This window comes from Vibrio sp. DNB22_10_4 (assembly GCF_052879755.1).
On record NZ_JBNNXW010000001.1, the window covers coordinates 1778918 to 1797432 of the forward strand.

Genomic DNA, 18515 nt, shown 5'->3' on the forward strand with positions numbered 1-18515 from the left:
CTATGAAATTATTCAACTACATTCCACGCTCATTATTTATCTTTGCCCTTGGTTCACTTTATGGCTGCGGCAATTCAACACCTCAAATTAATGAGCCTGAGATCATGACAACCTCATCCATGAAAATTCGTACATTCGATCTCATTCAGAATCACTCCGGCTTCGCAATTCATGATGTTGTCGCTCAAACTCACTCCGAGCATGAGTACCACTTGCTGAAAAATCATGCCCTAAGTCATTCAAGCCTACTGACTAACGTTCATGTTAACGAGGCGATTGACTCACACCACCCACTTACCATCGATTTATTGGATAGAAACCTACAAGTTAAACGCGCAAGCACCCAAGTCGACATCGTTGACGACGCCATTTATTGGGTATTTGCCATCGGTGATGTCAGTGCGAGTCAGTATTCACTCTACGCTATGACCAAACCTGATATCACACCCGTTGACGATAGTGTTCCACTGTTTATTGTTGATACAACCTTACCGAAACACAGCATGGCACAACTTAAGGTGACAGATAGTGAATTGTCACAGCAAACGTTGTTACTCGACTCACCAAAACAAATTAACTTACCAAAGGATATTGGCGACTTTTCCATCGAAGTAAAACACAGCGAATCCAATTCGATTCTCTGTGAGAATCTTCTCTCTAAATATACCCACCTATATAGAGAGGAGGAGATTCACTGGCAAGATGGACAATGGTTAGTCGTTGTATCAGGTCATGAGCACTGTTCTCTTCTTCTTATCTATTAATCCATATTGTCGTGTGTGGGTCTTGTGGTATTCACTGACCCGTACACTGCCTATTCATTCAAAAAAACAGCAAGAATAGCAGTTCAAGTTATCAATAAATGTCCTTTTTAAACAACAACTTAATCAATAAAACCCAGTAGCACATAATTTTCACTGCTACAGATTAAAGCTGCTTTTTTTGATACCTATCGCAGCCATCAGCACAAACTCCATGAAATGCACTCAAACGCATATCTTATTTGCGCGTTCCTCATCAGTTTTGACTAGCTTGAATTTCGTACGCGAGTTGCACAGCTGTTTTCATGCACTCGCCCTGTCAGCCATCTCAGCGCTGACATTATTCAATAATTCGATAACTTTTGAATGGAACACAATATGTTAAAGACATTTTTGACCTTTTCTATCGCATCGGTTTTTGCGATCAACTCTAGCTATACCCTAGCTGAACAAAACCTTGCAACTCCAGAGTTACAACAAAATGAGGTATTAGCACCGCTAGTCACAGCATCAGCAGATACTGCGCTTAGCGATCAATACATCGTGGTACTCAAGCAACCTATGACGCTAAGTAACGATCCTATTGCGTTACAACAGTTCACAGAGCAGACCGTTTCCGGTCTGGCTACCCAGCATTCATTTGAGATAGAAAAAGTCTTCAATCGCTCGCTAAGTGGATTCGTTGCCACACTTACCGCCGAGCAATTGTTAGAATTGCGTGGCGATCAGCAAGTCGAGTTCATCGAGCAGAACCAGCTCATTACACTGGATCCGATATTCTCAACCAGCGCCAATCAAAGCAACGCTATCTGGGGCCTGGATCGAATCGATCAGCGCGATCGCCCACTAAACGGTAACTACAGCTACAACTATGATGGCAGCGGTGTGACCGCATACGTTATCGATACAGGTGTCACCAACACTCACCCTGAGTTTGGTGGCCGCTCACGCTCTGGTTACGATTTTGTCGACAATGACAGTGACGCTACCGACTGTAACGGCCATGGTACTCACGTCGCTGGCACCATTGGCGGGGCGCAATATGGTGTCGCAAAAAACGTTAATATCGTCGGTGTCCGCGTGCTTAGCTGTACCGGATCTGGTACCACTGCTGGCGTTATCAGTGGTGTAGACTGGGTGGCGGCAAACGCATCTGGGCCTTCGGTTGCCAACATGAGTTTAGGCGGTGGCGTATCTACGGCACTTGATCGCGCTGTTGCTAGTGCCGTGCAATCAGGGGTGAGCTTTATGCTCGCTGCCGGCAATGATAATGCCAATGCTTGTAACTCCTCCCCTGCTCGAGAATCCAGTGGCGTCACCGTGGGCTCCACCACCAGTAATGATGCACGTTCAAGCTTCTCTAACTGGGGCAGTTGTGTCGATGTCTTTGCGCCGGGCTCAAGCATTAAGTCTGCTTGGTATGACGGCAGCTACAAGACCATTAGTGGCACTTCGATGGCAACGCCGCATGTCGCTGGTGTCGCAGCACTGTATTTGCAAGAAAACGGGTCACTCTCACCCGCTCAAGTGGCCGCTAAAATCAGTGAGCGTGCGAGCATCAACAAGATAAGCGATACCAATGGCACCGTGAACAAACTGGTTTACAGCCTCACCGATAGCGGTTGCGGCAACGATTGTGGCGGCCAGACACCAGATGGTGAACTCAAGAACGCGACACCCGTGAGCAACATTTCTGGCGGTCGCGGCGAGCAAAAGCAGTATTACATTGATGTCACTGCTGGACAGCGTTTGAGCGTCACGATTTCAGGTGGCTCTGGCGATGCCGATTTGTACTTGCGCTATGGCTCGGCACCAACACTCAGCAACTGGGAGTGTCGACCTTATCGCTATGGTAACCAAGAGACCTGTACCGTAACGAGTACAAAAAACGGCCGCTACCACATCATGCTTAACGGCTACACCAGCTTTAGTGGCGTAACGCTAGAAGCGCGTTATTAACTCAGATTTTTCATCTAACCAATGAGTTATGAAAAACGCCAGCCTTCAAGGCTGGCGCTATTGCATTAGTCCGCGTTAGGCCGAACTTTAAACTCAAGGACTTTCGGCACACAAACATCAATGCAGCGTCCGCAACTGATGCAGTCCTGACTCATTACCCGCTTGTCACCCGCTTTTAGTGGCTGTCTAAGTACATCCGGCTCTGGGCAAACATTATAGCAGTCCATACACTTAGTACACGCTTCACGGTGAGTGGCTTTTATACGTATTGGACTCTTACGACCAATCACACCATAAGTTGCTCCAAGCGGGCACAGATGCCCACACCAACCGTGTTCGACCAGCACCAAATCCAACAAGAACACCAACGCAATAAGGATCCAACCTGCGCCCATCCCAAATACCAACCCACGATGCAGTGTCGCGACAGGATCCACCCACGCCCAGAGCAGCGATCCCGATACCGCACTGCCAAGTAAGATCACGGGGATCAACCAGTAACGTATTGTTGGAGACCACTTGAAACTGGTTTTGAGATTCAGCTTACGGCGCAGCCATGCCGCCATATCCGTAACGATATTTAGCGGACACACCCAAGCGCAAAACACGCGAGGAGCTAGCAACGCATAAAAAACCACAACGACAGTGACACCAATTAGTGCATTCACCTCTGGCCAATGTCCGGTAGCTAATGTTTGCAGAACCAATAAAGGATCACTCAGTGGGACAGTACCTAGCAGCATGCTAGACGACAAATTGCCCTGTAAAATACCCCACGTAGGCCCCATCATAAATAAACCAATTATCGAGAGCTGACACAACCTACGTAGAATCAGAAATCGATGAGCGCGCCACCAGCCAAGTTCACGGATAGCGTCATTACCAGCATCTTTAGCGAGATTCTTAGCCATTATTTTCTCCCGTCATTGATGCGAATATGCTCAGTTGGTGCAATTTCCGGCGTTTCAGGGAAGGTACCATCTCGCAGCTCAACCTGTTCTTCCCAGCCAAGCTGGTAATGATCCCCCATGTAACCCTTAGCGAGTTCAATCGGAACCACTTTGATAACAGGTACCTCAGTCACGCAGGCTTGCTCACATTTACCACAGCCCGTGCAAGCATCGGAATGAACGGTAGGGATGAACATCGCATGATAACCAGTTCGCTGGTTACGAATCGGCTCAAGCGTGATTGCTTTATCTATAAGAGGACAAACGCGATAACACACATCGCAGCGAAGCCCTTGCCAGTTGAGGCACTCCTCATGATCAATCAGCACCGCGAGCCCCATCCGCGAGTCATCAATGTTAGTCAGCGCATGGTCTAGAGCACCGCTTGGGCAGGCTACGACACAGGGAATGTCTTCACACATCTCGCAAGGAATATCGCGCGCGGTAAAATATGGCGTTCCAGAAGCAACGGGAGAGAGCAATGTGGCGAGTTTCAGCGTGTCATAAGGACAGGCTTGAACACAAAGGCCGCATCGTAAACACGCTTGGTCAAACTGATTGCCTTCCAATGCGCCGGGCGGACGAATAGGCACGCCACCACTGGTTCCGGCTTGTCCTTGCTTGGATTGAAGTCCTAATACGGTCGCGGCTGCGCCGACACCGACCGCGGTTCGAGCGGCGTCGCGAAGAAATCGACGTCGACTCTGTGAAGTTTTCTCTGGTGACATATACTCCGCCTTATCAGTGATGAATAAATGGCATAAGGCTATCCCTTAAAATTAATGGGAAATCTGTCATTTGGAATAGTGCTTTATGGTTATACCTAACCTCGCTTGATTTCGGTCAAGAAAGGCTGGTTACTTAGATCACATTACGACATTTTGGGTATGCCAAACGTTCCAGTTCACAATGAGTGACAACGTCACCAAAATAAGTTGGCACTGACATCCCAATACAAAGTATAGCGTATTGAACGTCGCGAAAAGGACATGTCAATCGAAGAGGAAAGGCGCCTCAATAGAGGCTTGAGGCGCGATAAAATTGTTTTGAGCTATGCCGTTTTCACCGCTTTAGCCGCTGGCTTAGCTGCCGGTTTCACTTGATTTGCACCTGATGCCGATGCAGGTTGCGGTGTACTTTTGGACGCAGGAGATGGTGTATTGGCCTCTTTCTTAGCTTGGCTAGTTAAAGTCACCACTTCTTTCTCAGGCAGTTCAGCGGTTTCACCAAAGAACTTGCCACCCGGTTCAATGCTTAAATTGTTGCTCCACACTTTGCCTTTGACACGACCATTTGCCAGAATCTGGATCTGCTCCGCGTGACAATCGCCTTCCAGTATGCCATTGACAATCAATTGCTTAGCATAAACTTCGCCTTTTACTCGACCAGATTCAGCCACCACCATCACACCTTCAATGTGCAACTGACCCTCAACGATACCATCGACTTGTATATCGTTTTCTAGTTTGAGTTTTCCGCTAATAACACAGCCTTTGGCGATGAGAGTTGAAGCTGCTGAGCGACTCTTTGTTCCACTGTTTTTACTAAAGATTCCCATCGTATTGCTCGCTCCTTTTTAAAGATATCTTCGAAATCGTTTACGCCCCACTCCACGAACGGCTTAGGGTCAAGTGCTCGCCCAACAAAGCGAACTTCATAATGCAAATGTGGACCCGATGACAGGCCACTGTTACCAGAAATGGCAATGAGCTCTCCCTTACGGACGAACTGTCCCGGGCGAACTTTAAAGCCCTTTAAGTGAGAGTATGAACTGGAGAAACCGAACGAATGCTGCAACCTAAGAAAATTACCCGACCCTTTCTTACTGCGTCTTGTCACTTCAACCACGCCATCCGCTGGCGCGTAAATTTTTGTGCCGGTATTAACCGCAAAGTCCATACCTCGGTGCATTTTTAGTTTGCCCGTCACCGGGTGCTTTCGCTTACCAAACTGTGACGAGATGCGCTCTTTACCCACCGGTGAACCACTTGGGATCTGGTTGAGCATCGTCATACGCACGTTAGAATGAATCGCCGCTACATCAAGTCTTGAATCTAAGTCGATATTCTCTGGTGAGTCGGCTACGCCCAATACCTTTTCCAAATCTGCTAGGCGCTCTGACACTAGGCTAATTCGCTCTTCACGCTCAGAGAGATCTTGTTGCAATGTCTGCTTAAGATCTTGCAGGTTGGCCAACTCGTCCCCAAGCGTTTGTGATTCACTGGCAAGCTCCGCCTGCTTTGACTCCGCGTAATCCACCACCTGATACAAGTGCTGAATAAGTAGCACAGCCCCTAGCACTAACACCAGCCCGATCCCCGCCAAGCTCTTTAAGCTGCGACGCATCGATTTACTTAGCTGCCAGTGGGAGGAGCCATTAATCGTTGAAATTGAGATTGTGAGTTGATCTTTCATGATAGTGCAGTGTTCCATAACGCGGTGGCAGCCTTTGCCGTGTTCCTAATTGATAATCTACGAAATCCCTATATCAGGTACTAGTCAGAAGCGGCAAAAGAGTGTCAATACGTGATGTGGTTTCAGACAATTTAGAAAAAACTATATTACGTTTAACAACCAGTTAAAAACATCCGCAACAAATTCTTCTACCTATGTCGTAGTAAAATTCACAATCGCTGGCGTTGTGATCATAATGGCAGTGTAGATTATCGAAAATACAATCAATTCCAAGGCTTATATTGAAAATTGCACACATAGAGCTCGCAAATATTCCCGGAAAAGCGACTTACCAATCACCACATCACCGCCAGATGTCCAACCAATATTCTGTACTCACGATATAGGCTCTGTTAACACGCTCGCTTTGCAGTATCGCATAGCAAGATAAGCACAAAATTAATCGAAAGAAATCTATCCAGTCACCGAATCGCTAAAAAGCGACTTGACTTCATAACTTGATGAAATTCAGCTAGAAAATAGCCAACACCCTTCTAATATTGATAGTAGATCTCCATAGAAGGGTTAGGTATGAAACGTTCACTGCTAGTCATTATTCCACTAGTCTTAACGCTCCTTGGCTGCCAAAACGATGACAACGGCAAGGCATTAGGCACACTGGAAAGAGATCGTATTTCTTTTTCTTCCACAGCCAATGAGATCATTCGTGAGCTCCCTGTAAGAGAGGGAACCCGTGTCAAAACTGGTGATGTCCTTGTCCGCCTTGATACTAAACGCCAAGAAGCCGTGCTAGCGCATGCCATCGCCGAAGAGGCTAAAGCTAGTGCTTACTTACTGCGTCTAACCAATGGTGAAAGACCGGAAGACATTGCTGCCGCCAAAGCGCAAGTCGATATGGCAGAAGCAAAACTCACCGAAGCTCAGAAAAACTATTCCCGCGCCTCTGAGCTAGTGCGAAAAAAACTCGCCAGCCAATCGCAAAAAGACCAAGCGGTCGCCAGCCGTGATACTGCCAGAGCCGAGTTAAACTCTGCCAATGAGGAATTTTCCAAACTCACCGCAGGCTCTAGACCCGAAGATATTACTCAAGCAGAAGCCGCGCTTGCCGCCGCTAAAGCCGATGTTGCTTTACAAACTCAACAGCTTGATGAGTTGACTATTACTGCCACTCGAGATGGCATCTTAGATAGCCTGCCGTATAACCTAGGCGAACGTGTTTCCGTTGGGGCGTTTGTTGCTGTGGTGCTTGCAGATCGTATCCCTTATGCCCGAGTCTATGTTCCTTCTTCTGTGCGCGTAAAGTTCGTTCCTGGACTGCAAGTTGATGTACACGTTGACGGTCTCAATGAGGTGTTAACTGGCAGCGTGCGCTGGGTGGCTGCCGACCCTTCGTTCACGCCTTACTATGCCCTCACAGAAGACGAACGCTCTCGACTTATGTATTTGGCCGAAATTGACCTTCCTGCGAGTGCAGAAAGCCTGCCGACTGGCGTCCCAGCTCAAGTCGACTTGCAAGGACTCAAATAGATGACAGACATTGCAGTAACAGCGACCAACTTGGTCAAAAAGTTTGGTGACTTTACCGCCATTAACGGAATTAACCTCTCTGTGCCTAAAGGCAGTATCTACGGGTTTTTAGGGCCAAACGGATGCGGAAAATCTACAACAATTCGCATGCTCACAGGTTTGCTAAAACCCACCGAAGGTGAGGTCAACGTGCTCGGCTTACAGATCCCAGAACAATCTGAAGCACTCAGGCTTAAAATTGGCTATATGACGCAAAAATTCTCTCTCTATGATGATTTAACCGTTCTTGAAAACCTTCAGTTTATAGGCCAGATATTTGGCTTAGATAGAGCTTTGCTGAAACAACGAATCGCCGAGCAAATGACCATTTATGGGCTCTCTAACCTCCAAAAGCAGCGTGTCGGCGGCATGAGCGGAGGACAAAAGCAGCGACTTTCTCTCGCTTGTGCCACCATGCATCGCCCCGAGTTGTTGTTTTTAGATGAGCCCACATCCGCCGTTGATCCTGAGAATCGTCGCGACTTTTGGGAACAGCTGTTTGATCTAAGTGATCAAGGCACCACGATACTGGTCACCACTCACTACATGGATGAAGCCGAGCGCTGTCATCGCTTAGTCATTATGGAATCCGGTGAGATGCGCGCCGATGGCGAACCAGAAACCCTAATGAACAACATGGGTGTCAACATCATTGAAGTAAAAGCCTCGAATCTTAGAGCGTTAAAAGAACGCCTCATTGTATGCCCAGAAGTACGCTCTGCCGCTCAGCTTGGTATTCGACTACGTGTACTCATCTACCAGCAAGTTACCGATCCCATTAAGTGGCTCATTAACACATTTCCCGAGCTAGAAAATTGCGAACTCACACCAGCAAGACCTAGCCTCGAAGATGTCTTTGTCTCTGTCACAGGGGAAGGCCGACAATGAAAAGTTTCACTCGTATGAGCGCCATTATGGTGAAAGAGATCCGCCAACTTTCACGCGATCGCATCACCTTTGGCATGGTGATTATGATCCCACTCATTCAGCTTATTCTGTTCGGCTTTGCCATGAACACGGACGTGCGCAATATACCGGTTGCTATCGTGGATAAAAGTGAGTCAGCGCCTGGTCGGGTGATTGTAGAAGCCGTAAAAGTCACTCAGGTGGTAAATGTCAAAGCTCAATACGCCACCGTTAAGGAAGCAGAAACAGCGATTAGAGAAGGTGTCGTGCGCGCCGCATTAATTTTACCAACCAACCTAACCCAGCGTATCACACACCAAGAAACTCTAGGACAGTGGCTTGTGGATGGCTCTGATACCATGGTAAGTGCAGCCTTACTTGCACTGCAAACCATGCCGATAGCGGAGTTTGCTATCGCAGGGTATCAGCCCAACCAAACCAAAACCTTTGAAGCAACCTTGCTGTATAATCCCAGCCAGCGCTCTGCGGTCAACATCGTGCCTGGTCTGCTTGGGGTGATATTGACCATGACCATGATCCTGTTTACCAGCGCGGCCATCGTGCGCGAACGAGAGCGGGGCAACTTAGAGCTACTTATCACCACGCCGATCCATTCGCTTGAATTGATGATTGGCAAAATCGTGCCCTATATCTTCATCGGTCTTATCCAAATTTTCATTATTTTAGGCTTGGGCTACCTCATTTTCAGCGTTCCCATTAATGGGCAAATCAGCCAGATACTACTCGGTAGCTTACTGTTTATTGCCGCTAGCCTCACCTTAGGGCTGGTGATTTCAACCATCGCTCAGACCCAGCTACAAGCGATGCAAATGACCGTGTTTATTCTGCTTCCCTCCATTCTACTCTCTGGCTTTATGTTCCCCTACGAAGCCATGCCCACTGCCGCTCAGTGGATTGCAGAAGCTTTACCGGCCACTCACTTTATGCGCATGATTCGAGGAATTATTTTACGCGGTGCTGATTTAGCAGACGTATGGCGAGATACACTTTGGCTGGCTGGATTTACCTTCATAGGTATTGTTGTGGCTGCGCTAAGATTTAAGAAGAACTTGGACTAATGACTCTCAACAGAGCTAACGCAAGGAAGCGAGATGACAACAAGTAATCAAAGTGGAAAAGCTAACGGGAAAAAGTTTGACCTCAACTTGCTACGGGTCTTTGTCTCTACTTTCGAAACCCAATCGGTGACCAAGTCTGCTGAGCAATTAGATCTCACTCAATCATCGGTAAGCAATGCGCTAGCTCGACTAAAAGAATCAGTGGGAAGTGAACTGTTTACTCGCACAGGCCGAGGAATTAAACCCACCCGTTTTGCAGTAGAACTATACGAGCACGTTCAAGAGCACATCTTGGGTATCGACAAAGTGCTTGAGGGACTAGCAAATTTCGACCCAAATTCTAGCCGACGCCGTTTTGTTATCTATTGTCATGAAGCCGCATTGCTCCGGCTGCACAAGAATATGCATGCACTCGACAGTTACCCCAACATCAGTCTTGTGCTCAAAGAACTCCCTCCAAATGACGCACGCATATACGAAGACCTGAGGATGGAGAAGGTCGACTTAGTGATTGATGTCGCTCCGTCAGACAGCCGTGTGTTCCAGTCTAAACTCCTTCACAGTGACGGATTAGTTTGCATTACTAGCGCCGTTCACCCGAGATTGGAAAACGGAAAGATGACCAAACAACACTACATGGATGAGAGCCACGTACTCCTCAATATCCGCCGTGATAACCTTACATTCGTAGAATGGTTGGTGAGCGACATACTTCCTCCCAGACGTATATTTAGCCAACATTCGTCACTACTGGGCATGCTACCTTCCGTATCGCAATCCCAAGCGTTGGCGGTTGTGCCGGAAACGCTGTTCCTTCAATACGGGGATATGTTTAACCTTCAATCGCACCCGTTTCCTTTTGAAACAAAAACCTTCGACTCTTACATGGTGTGGCCAACTAAAATGGCGCGTAACTCAGCGCTCATTTGGTTGAGAGAGTTCGTGGAAGCTCAGCTCAAGAGCTCAAAATAGATTAAGGCCGTTTTTCAACGGCCTTTTGTACGCGAATATCCAGAGACTTACTCCATCGTCGGCATCGAAAACGCGCTGCTGTGCTGTTCTAAACGAACACTAGCAGGCCAGCGACTGGTGACGGTTTTCATTTTGGTATAAAAACGAACGCCATCTTTGCCGTGAACATTGAGTGGGCCGAAGACTGAGCGTTTCCAACCACCAAAGCTATGGAACGCCATAGGTACCGGAATAGGTACATTGATGCCAACCATACCCGCTTGCACATCTTCGCTAAACTGGCGCGCTGTTTCACCATCGCGAGTGAAGATAGCGGTGCCGTTGCCAAACTCATGTTGGTTGATAAGCTCCAGGGCAGTGTCGTAATCACTAACCCGAACAACGGCCAAGACAGGTCCAAAAATTTCTTCTTGGTAAACGGTCATCTCTGGCGTCACGTTGTCGATAAGTGTTGGGCCAACAAAATAGCCCGTCTCATAACCAGACACTGAAAAGTCTCGACCATCTATCACAATGTTAGCCCCTTGCTCCTGTCCGCTCGCGATATAATCACAGATTTTCTGCTTATGCTGGGCGGAGATCACTGGCCCCATGTCGTTTTCTTGGCCTTCAACTAAGCCTGGTCCCACACGCATCTGGGCGATCTTGGTTGTAAGCGCATCGACAAGTTTATCCGCGATATCATCTCCAACCGCGACAGCGACGGACAGCGCCATGCAGCGTTCACCCGCCGCTCCAAAAGCAGCACCCATTATCGCATTCACCGCCATATCAAGATCGGTATCAGGCATTAACACGCAGTGATTTTTAGCACCGCCCAAAGCTTGGCAGCGCTTGCCATGAGCTGAAGCCGTAGCATAGATGTACTCTGCTATTGGCGTTGATCCTACAAAGCTCACTGCATCTACCTGTGGCGAAGTAAGCAAGGTGTCTACCACCGTTTTATCACCGTTGATCACGTTAAACACGCCATCAGGCAACCCAGCTTCATTTAAGAGCTGCGCAAGCAGAAGCGCTGTAGAAGGATCTTTTTCTGACGGTTTCAAAATAAATGTATTTCCCGTCGCTAAGGCTATTGGAAACATCCACATCGGCACCATGGCGGGAAAGTTAAACGGGGTTATGCCGACGCATACACCAACAGGCTGCATTAACGAGTGGCTATCTACGCCCGTACCCACGTTGGCTGAATGCTCCCCTTTTTGCAGGTGAGGAATACCGCACGCAAACTCAACTACCTCTAAGCCACGAGTCACCTCGCCCACCGCATCTGAATAGACTTTCCCGTGCTCCGTTGAAATCAGTCGTGCTAGCTTATCCATATTGCTCTCAAGGAGAGCCTTAAACTGAAACATCACTCTCGCCCGTTTCAAAGGAGAGGTTTTTGACCACGTGGAGAATGCCTGTTTGGCAACGTTGATAGCCTCATTCGCTTCTTGCTGCGTGCTCAACGCTACCTGTTTAATCTGCTCTCCAGTCGCAGGGTTATAGACAGGCGCAAAGCGCTCACTGTCACTTGAGACGATTTGACCAGCGATATAATTTTGAACGGTTTCCATATGTACTCCAAATTCTCTGTAAGTTAAGCCTTGTGCTTCCAAGCTGAAACGAGCGTGTGATAGCGTTGCTTGATTTCTGTTTTAAAGGCTTCATCAGTAATAAGTTCAGCCAACCACTGCTTAGATGCTTCGCCGAATATGGTTCGACCGACAGCAAACCCTTTGACCAGCGAGCAGCCTTGAGCCTGAGAAAAGCCGTCGATTAGCTCATCCTGAGGGGCATCTAATCCCAGTAACACCACACCATGACAATGTGGGTCTTGATGATTAACCACCCGCTCCAACTGTTCCCACATCGACGTCTTCAAAGGTGGCAGTTTCCACCAGTCTGGCTTGATACCGATGTCGTAGAGGCGTTGAATTGCGTTAATATAGTGGACTTGGTCTTGCGGCAAAGATTTAGGAAGAATGACTTCAAGCAGCAATTCATGACCAAACTGACAGCACGCTTGATACACCTCTGACAGGGTATTCTCTTGTTGAGTCTTTAAATCTTGCTCATCATCTGGGTGATAGAACACCAGACACTTTACAATGTGCTCTTGCGGCCACGTCGCAAGTTGCCCACCAATGTTGCCGTGCTCCAGTTCCAACGGCCTTGAACCCGGCAGCTCAATTGGTCGCCCTATCCACCACCCTTTGCCTGTAGCTTGGTTAAGTGCAGCTTGGCCATAGGTACTATCGCATAGCAGTCCAGCTTGTCCTTGCAGCTCGAGTTCGTTAACGGATTCTTGATAAGCTTCAAGAATTAATTGTTTCAGCACTGATACTCGAGATACATCAGTTCCGACGTCCTGCGCCATCTGTTCAAACTGACTTCGATGATCAAAGGCCAAAATACAAATATCGCCCCAAGACCTATCTCTTGTAGTGACTCGGTGTAAGTGGTTTAGCTTGGGATCAAGATCAGGGCGGTGGACTGATTCAGCGCGAGATAAGTAGTCGTCTAGCTCCTCCTTACTCGGCATCGCCGGCGCGCAGCCATGACGGGAAACAACAAGGGCACCACAAGCATTCGCGTAGTCACACGCTTGCTGCCAACCCTCATCATTTAGGTATCCACGCAATAATCCCGACATAAAGGCATCACCCGCCCCCAGTACATTAAGCACATCAACTCGAACTCCAGTGGCGTTAATAGCTCCGTCAAGGTCGCTCGGAATTTGTGAGTCATATACCGAACACCCTAAAGCGCCACGCTTACAAACAAGGGCAGCATCGGTTACCTTACGAACACCGTTGAGGGCTTGTAACGTATCTGTTGAACCACCAGCAATATGGAACTCTTCTTCAGTGCCAACGATCAAATCAAACAAACCGAGCACTTCCTGCATTTGCTCTGTCACAGCGCCAGATTCGATAAAGCGTGTTTCACCATCTCCCAAAGAGGTTAATCCCCACAATACCGGTCGATAATCGATGTCTAGCGCGGTTCTTACTCCATGTTTTCGTGCATAGTGAAGTGCCGTTAGTACTGCATCTCGGGTTTGTGGATTCGATAAGTGCGTCCCTGTAATCGCAAGGCAACGTGCAGAAGCAATGTAATTTTCATCGACATCTTCTGCGGTAATGGCCATATCGGCGCAGTTGTCACGATAGAAAATCAGAGGGAAGGTCTCCTCGTCTTTAATACCGAGAATCACCATCGCTGTTAGCCGCTCTTTATCAGTAATAAGATAACTGGTATCGACCCCTAGCCTTTGTAGCTCTTCTCGAAGAAATCGCCCCATATGCTCATCACCTACGCGAGCTAACATCGAAGACTTTAGGCCTTGCCTAGCCGTGCCATAGGCGACGTTTCCCGATGAACCGCCAAGATACTTAGCGAAACTGGTCATATCTTCAAGACGAGCACCAATTTGCTGACCATAGAAGTCAACGGCTACCCTACCCATACAGATCACATCAAACATCTTTTGCTGCTGCCTCATTACGTTATCTCCTCCAAGAATGGAATGAAACATTTATTTCATTTAATTATAAATTGAAATCAGAATGAAAAACCGTGACCTGTGGCTACTTTTCATACTCACCTTCACGAAAATGCCGACAAAAATGCCATTTTCGATAATTATTTTTCATTTTCCTTCATTCTTGTTTCAGTTAAGCATGATCTCTAAGCCTCTTCTGATTACTTTTTTAAAACACCCATTTCAAAATATAAAAGACCATTAAAAACAACAAGTTAAATTCCAAATTAGAAATAAACCCAAATTCCAAGTGAGATCAGAGTAACACTTTTAACAATTACGCCACATTTACAGTGGTGATAATTTAAACATCAGATTATAGTTAATCACCAACAGCGTTTAGAAAATATTTTTCAATTAATTCTTGAACTGCTGTTCATTAAAAATCAGATCGAATACTGAATAAATGCTCTATAGATTTCATCTAATAACGAAATGAAACGTTCATATTTATCGCCAGATAGGTGTGATGGATACCAAGGAGGCATTTATGCCAACTAAGAAACAAGGGATTACTATGTTGCTGGATAGATTGTTAATACTCGCGTCAAACACAAAAGCACTGCTTAAAGGAACACTATTGGTTCTTGGGCTTATTGTTCTTACCGCGTGTGGTCAAGAAGAGAAAAAAGAAGAGGTAACTCGTATTGGTGTCGCCATTCCTAACTTTGACGATACTTTCTTGGTCTACATGAAAGATGCGATGGACACCTACGCGAAACAGTTTGACGGCAAAGTCGAACTTACTTTTGTTGACGCTAAGGAAGACGCTGCCAAACAGTTAGGGCAAGTCGAAAACTTCATCGTGCAACAGATGGACGCCATTATTTTGGTACCAGTCAATACAGATGCGACCCAACCACTGACTGACCGAATCATTAAAGCCGATATTGAATTAGTTTACCTCAACCGTCGCCCAGACTACCTGCCTGATAGCGTGTACTACGTGGGCTCAGAGGAGCTTAAGTTTGGTGAAACACAGGCTCAATACATTGTTGATTCTGTCGATGGTGGCAACGTCGCAATCCTAATGGGGATGCTGACGCATGAAGCAGCCATCATGCGTACCAAAGGTGTGGAAGACTTCCTATCAGACAACCCAAATTTCAACGTGGTTAGAAAGCAAACCGGTTTATGGCAGCGCTCACAAGGCATGACGGTAATGGAGAACTGGCTAAATTCAGGTGACAAATTGGATGTCATCGTAGCAAACAATGACGATATGGCACTTGGCGCGATTCAAGCACTGCGTGCCGCAGGCAAGCTTGACGATATCGTTGTAGTGGGTGTCGATGCAACACCTGATGGTTTGGTCGCAGTGAAAGACGGCGCATTGAGTGCAACAGTGTTCCAAGATGGCGGCAGCCAAGCGCGTGGAGCCATTGATGCAGCCGTCGATGCAGTTAACGGCAAACAACACCAACAAGTCACATGGATACCTGCAGAGCTTGTAACTCAAAGCAACCTCGAAGCGTTTAAAGCGAAGCAAGAAGGTTAACCACCCTCGCTCCGTATTCTCCCCCTCTAACGAATACGGAGCTTTTTTGGAGTAGTAATAGTATGAGCCAAGTCCTACTAGAAATGCGTGGTATCACCAAAACCTTTCCTGGTGTAAAAGCGCTCGACAACGTGCAGCTCACTTTAAAACAAGGCCGAGTAATGGCGTTGATGGGTGAAAATGGCGCGGGTAAATCGACATTAATGAAAGTGATGTTTGGTATCTATCAAAGAGACAGCGGTACCATTCGTTACAAAGGAGAGAACGTTGAATTTCAAGGAGCAAAAGCAGCCTTAGAAGCCGGAATTTCAATGATCCATCAGGAGCTTTCTCCAATTTTGCATCGCAGTATTGCCGAGAACATTTGGCTAGGAAGAGAACCTGTAAAAGGTCCATTACGCCTTATTGATCACGCAAAAATGTATCACGACACCACCGAGCTATTGAGTAAGTTGGATCTCAAACTGGATCCTAGAACTCCGATGAGCGAGCTCACCGTAGCGACCATGCAAATGGTGGAAATAGCCAAAGCTATCTCGTATCAATCAGAGATCATCATCATGGACGAACCCACTTCTGCCCTAACCGACAAAGAAGTGGATCACCTATTTGAAATCATTGAAATGCTCAAGTCTCGTGGCTGTGCCATCGTGTATATCAGCCACAAGATGGATGAGATTTTCAAAATCTGCGACGACATCACTGTCTTTCGTGATGGCTGCTTTGTGGGTGAACGCGAGGCCAAACTCACCAACAATGAAGAGTTAGTGCAGATGATGGTCGGCCGAGATCTCGGAGATGTCTTCCCACCAGCTACCGCAAAACCAGGCAAGACTCGACTAGAAGTTGAAAACCTCAGTGTTGAAGGTGCATTTAACAACATCAACTTTAAGCTGCACGAAGGTGAGATTTTAGGTATTGCCGGTCTTGTTGGTGCTGGGCGAACAGAATTAATCGAAACCCTGTTTGGCGTTCGACAAAAAGACACTGGGACTATCCGCATTAATGGGGATACGGTCGAAATCAACTCGCCGCAAGATGCGATAAGCCACAAGATGGCATTTTTGACCGAAGATCGACGTCACTCAGGGCTCTACCTTATGCTGGATATCTTCGCCAATACTTCTATCGCTCATTTGGACGCTTACCGAAACAAAGTCGTGAATGTTCTCGATGTCCGCAAGATGAAGCAAGACAGCCAAACACATTGCGAAAAGTTGAAAGTCAAAACGCCAGGTATGTACGAAATGATCGACAACCTCAGTGGAGGCAATCAACAAAAAGTGTTACTTGCTCGATGGATGCTCACGAAACCGGACATTCTATTCCTCGATGAACCGACGCGCGGAATCGATGTGGGTGCGAAATCAGAAATATACAAACTCATGCGCCTACTGACGGGCATGGGCAAAAGTTTGGTCATGATCTCCTCCGAACTCCCCGAAGTCATGGGCATGAGTGACCGCATCTTGGTGATGCACGAAGGCAAGCTAAAAGGCCATATCGAAGGGTCGGACGCCACACAACAGAAAATTATGTCGATGGCGCTCAATTGACCATAGGGCTTTTCTAACTTTAGAGCTCAATTGAACAAAGACCCCCCAACATTTTAAACCACCTCGAGTCTAGAAAACCCAGGCTTGTGGCTGAGTAGTAACTCAAGGAATGCAGTTATGATTGCTAAACTGATCAAAGCGACCTCCGCGGAAGGTCAAGCTCCAACCAATTTCAAACGAATGATTTCCAAGTATGCGATATACGTGGTGTTTGTCGTGATGTGTATTGTCATGTCCATCCTGTCACCCGTATTCCTTTCGGTCGCTAACCTATTGAATGTGATGACACAAATGGCCAGTATCGGCCTTCTTGCACTGGGTGTGACCATCATCATTATTACCCGAGGCATTGATTTATCATCAGGATCCGTGCTGGCTGTTGCCGCGGTGGTCTCAGCTAGTATGGCGCAAACTATCGATTGGTCGATGCGTATGTATCCTGCCATGCCTGAGTTGCCGGTTATCGTCCCTATCATTGCGGCGCTGGCCGTCGGCGCCTTATGTGGCTATATTAACGGCGCACTGATTGCTTACACCGGTATCCCTCCATTCATTGCGACGCTGGGAATGATGATCGTCGCTCGCGGTGCAGCACTACTCTATTCTGATGGCCGCCCTGTCAGTAGCCTTATCGATTCTTACCAATGGATTGGCCAAGGTAGCGTTCTCGGTATTCCGGTACCTGTCATCATCTTCGCCGTCATGGCCTTTGTCTCCTATGTGCTTTTAAACTATACCCGATTTGGTAAGTACGCTTACGCTATTGGCGGTAATGAAACCGCAGCCTACGTTTCAGGTATCAACGTCAAGCGCTATAAAATCTTGGTTTACACCTACGCCGGTTTATTAGCAGGTATCTCAGCACTTATCTTGGCAGCGCGAATCAACTCTGGACAGCCTGGCCTTGGCATCATGTATGAGCTCGATGCTATCGCGGCAGCGACAGTCGGTGGGGTTTCTCACGCAGGCGGCATTGGTACTATTCAAGGTACGATTGTCGGCACCATGATCATGGGTGTGCTGCAAAATGGACTCGACCTACTCAACGTCTCTGCTTATTGGCAGCAAGTCGTGAAGGGCTTAGTTATCATCTTTGCGGTCATGTTTGATATGAAACGTCACAAGAAGAGCAAATAACAGCCCCAATAATTCACTTTGAGTAGGGTACGAGGCGACTCTCTTGCCTTGAGTAGTTAGATACCTTGGATTTCTGGTTACCTTGGATACCTTAGAATCGTCGCACTCGGTTTGGCTCATCGCGCCTTTTAATAAGGCGCGTTTTTCGTTCTAGTGAACCCTCCCTGTTTTGAAACAAATATTTCAA

15 protein-coding genes are annotated in these 18515 nt (G+C 47.3%); 9 read left to right on the forward strand and 6 right to left on the reverse strand.

Annotated features, from left to right (window positions below):
- The first annotated feature begins 2 nt into the window (after positions 1-2).
- Together ACVA6Q_RS07650 and ACVA6Q_RS07655 are read left to right on the forward strand one after the other, a co-directional pair.
- On the forward strand, positions 3-764 hold the full coding sequence (locus ACVA6Q_RS07650) for a hypothetical protein (protein WP_446647102.1): 762 nt from the start codon (positions 3-5) through the stop codon (positions 762-764).
- 375 nt (positions 765-1139) lie between these two features.
- Positions 1140-2720 carry a S8 family peptidase gene (locus ACVA6Q_RS07655; RefSeq protein ID WP_446647103.1) on the forward strand — a complete coding sequence of 527 codons (1581 nt, stop codon included), beginning with the start codon at positions 1140-1142 and terminating at the stop codon, positions 2718-2720.
- 65 nt (positions 2721-2785) lie between these two features.
- Here the strand turns inward: ACVA6Q_RS07655 and napH are convergent, their stop codons facing one another.
- The 4 genes from napH to ACVA6Q_RS07675 all read right to left on the reverse strand — a co-directional run bounded on the left by napH (position 2786) and on the right by ACVA6Q_RS07675 (position 6085).
- Complete coding sequence (gene napH / locus ACVA6Q_RS07660) at positions 2786-3631, reverse strand: quinol dehydrogenase ferredoxin subunit NapH (RefSeq protein ID WP_446647104.1); 846 nt, start codon at positions 3629-3631, stop codon at positions 2786-2788.
- Entirely contained in the window at positions 3631-4398 is a 768-nt protein-coding gene (napG, locus tag ACVA6Q_RS07665; protein ID WP_446647105.1) for a ferredoxin-type protein NapG, read from the reverse strand. The genes napH and napG overlap by 1 nt, the downstream gene beginning before the upstream one ends.
- 323 nt (positions 4399-4721) lie before the next feature.
- Positions 4722-5228: a bactofilin family protein gene (locus ACVA6Q_RS07670; RefSeq protein WP_446647106.1), complete on the reverse strand. Its 507-nt coding sequence runs from the start codon at positions 5226-5228 to the stop codon at positions 4722-4724.
- Positions 5132-6085 carry a M23 family metallopeptidase gene (locus ACVA6Q_RS07675; RefSeq protein ID WP_446647107.1) on the reverse strand — a complete coding sequence of 318 codons (954 nt, stop codon included), beginning with the start codon at positions 6083-6085 and terminating at the stop codon, positions 5132-5134. Before ACVA6Q_RS07675 ends, ACVA6Q_RS07670 begins: the two co-directional genes overlap by 97 nt.
- 570 nt (positions 6086-6655) lie before the next feature.
- Between ACVA6Q_RS07675 and ACVA6Q_RS07680 the strand changes: the two genes are divergently transcribed.
- The 4 genes from ACVA6Q_RS07680 to ACVA6Q_RS07695 are packed head-to-tail and all read left to right on the forward strand — an operon-like array spanning position 6656 to position 10608.
- Positions 6656-7612 carry an HlyD family secretion protein gene (locus tag ACVA6Q_RS07680; protein ID WP_446647108.1) on the forward strand — a complete coding sequence of 319 codons (957 nt, stop codon included), beginning with the start codon at positions 6656-6658 and terminating at the stop codon, positions 7610-7612.
- A complete protein-coding gene (locus tag ACVA6Q_RS07685; protein WP_446647109.1) occupies positions 7613-8539 on the forward strand; it encodes an ABC transporter ATP-binding protein in 927 nt (308 codons plus the stop codon). It abuts the gene before it with no gap.
- Positions 8536-9636, forward strand: a complete 1101-nt coding sequence (locus tag ACVA6Q_RS07690; protein ID WP_446647110.1) for an ABC transporter permease — start codon at positions 8536-8538, stop codon at positions 9634-9636. Before ACVA6Q_RS07685 ends, ACVA6Q_RS07690 begins: the two co-directional genes overlap by 4 nt.
- Before the next feature lie 33 nt (positions 9637-9669).
- Positions 9670-10608, forward strand: coding sequence for a LysR family transcriptional regulator (locus ACVA6Q_RS07695; protein ID WP_446647111.1), 939 nt, complete (start codon positions 9670-9672; stop codon positions 10606-10608).
- Between the two features lie 47 nt (positions 10609-10655).
- On the opposite strand, the gene ACVA6Q_RS07700 is transcribed toward ACVA6Q_RS07695, so the two are convergent.
- Entirely contained in the window at positions 10656-12167 is a 1512-nt protein-coding gene (locus ACVA6Q_RS07700; protein WP_446647112.1) for a CoA-acylating methylmalonate-semialdehyde dehydrogenase, read from the reverse strand.
- Positions 12168-12190: 23 nt separating this feature from the next.
- Complete coding sequence (locus tag ACVA6Q_RS07705) at positions 12191-14098, reverse strand: bifunctional 5-dehydro-2-deoxygluconokinase/5-dehydro-2-deoxyphosphogluconate aldolase (RefSeq protein WP_446647113.1); 1908 nt, start codon at positions 14096-14098, stop codon at positions 12191-12193.
- Positions 14099-14627: 529 nt separating this feature from the next.
- Here ACVA6Q_RS07705 and ACVA6Q_RS07710 point away from each other — a divergent pair.
- The 3 genes from ACVA6Q_RS07710 (at position 14628) to ACVA6Q_RS07720 (ending at position 18328) form a co-directional block, all read left to right on the forward strand.
- Positions 14628-15635 (forward strand): sugar ABC transporter substrate-binding protein, encoded by a 1008-nt coding sequence (locus ACVA6Q_RS07710; RefSeq protein ID WP_446647114.1) that lies wholly within the window; start codon positions 14628-14630, stop codon positions 15633-15635.
- Between the two features lie 62 nt (positions 15636-15697).
- Positions 15698-17191: a sugar ABC transporter ATP-binding protein gene (locus ACVA6Q_RS07715; protein WP_418642595.1), complete on the forward strand. Its 1494-nt coding sequence runs from the start codon at positions 15698-15700 to the stop codon at positions 17189-17191.
- 117 nt (positions 17192-17308) lie between these two features.
- On the forward strand, positions 17309-18328 hold the full coding sequence (locus ACVA6Q_RS07720) for an ABC transporter permease (protein WP_418642596.1): 1020 nt from the start codon (positions 17309-17311) through the stop codon (positions 18326-18328).
- Positions 18329-18515: the final 187 nt, after the last annotated feature.

Coding starts and splice junctions, on each gene's coding strand:
- ACVA6Q_RS07695 (WP_446647111.1), top strand. CDS start 9,670: ATGACAACAAGTAATCAAAGTGGAAAAGCTAACGGGAAAAAGTTTGAC.
- ACVA6Q_RS07670 (WP_446647106.1), bottom strand. CDS start 5,228: ATGGGAATCTTTAGTAAAAACAGTGGAACAAAGAGTCGCTCAGCAGCT.
- ACVA6Q_RS07705 (WP_446647113.1), bottom strand. CDS start 14,098: ATGAGGCAGCAGCAAAAGATGTTTGATGTGATCTGTATGGGTAGGGTA.
- napH (WP_446647104.1), bottom strand. CDS start 3,631: ATGGCTAAGAATCTCGCTAAAGATGCTGGTAATGACGCTATCCGTGAA.
- ACVA6Q_RS07720 (WP_418642596.1), top strand. CDS start 17,309: ATGATTGCTAAACTGATCAAAGCGACCTCCGCGGAAGGTCAAGCTCCA.
- ACVA6Q_RS07655 (WP_446647103.1), top strand. CDS start 1,140: ATGTTAAAGACATTTTTGACCTTTTCTATCGCATCGGTTTTTGCGATC.
- ACVA6Q_RS07650 (WP_446647102.1), top strand. CDS start 3: ATGAAATTATTCAACTACATTCCACGCTCATTATTTATCTTTGCCCTT.
- napG (WP_446647105.1), bottom strand. CDS start 4,398: ATGTCACCAGAGAAAACTTCACAGAGTCGACGTCGATTTCTTCGCGAC.
- ACVA6Q_RS07700 (WP_446647112.1), bottom strand. CDS start 12,167: ATGGAAACCGTTCAAAATTATATCGCTGGTCAAATCGTCTCAAGTGAC.
- ACVA6Q_RS07685 (WP_446647109.1), top strand. CDS start 7,613: ATGACAGACATTGCAGTAACAGCGACCAACTTGGTCAAAAAGTTTGGT.
- ACVA6Q_RS07715 (WP_418642595.1), top strand. CDS start 15,698: ATGAGCCAAGTCCTACTAGAAATGCGTGGTATCACCAAAACCTTTCCT.
- ACVA6Q_RS07710 (WP_446647114.1), top strand. CDS start 14,628: ATGCCAACTAAGAAACAAGGGATTACTATGTTGCTGGATAGATTGTTA.
- ACVA6Q_RS07680 (WP_446647108.1), top strand. CDS start 6,656: ATGAAACGTTCACTGCTAGTCATTATTCCACTAGTCTTAACGCTCCTT.
- ACVA6Q_RS07675 (WP_446647107.1), bottom strand. CDS start 6,085: ATGAAAGATCAACTCACAATCTCAATTTCAACGATTAATGGCTCCTCC.
- ACVA6Q_RS07690 (WP_446647110.1), top strand. CDS start 8,536: ATGAAAAGTTTCACTCGTATGAGCGCCATTATGGTGAAAGAGATCCGC.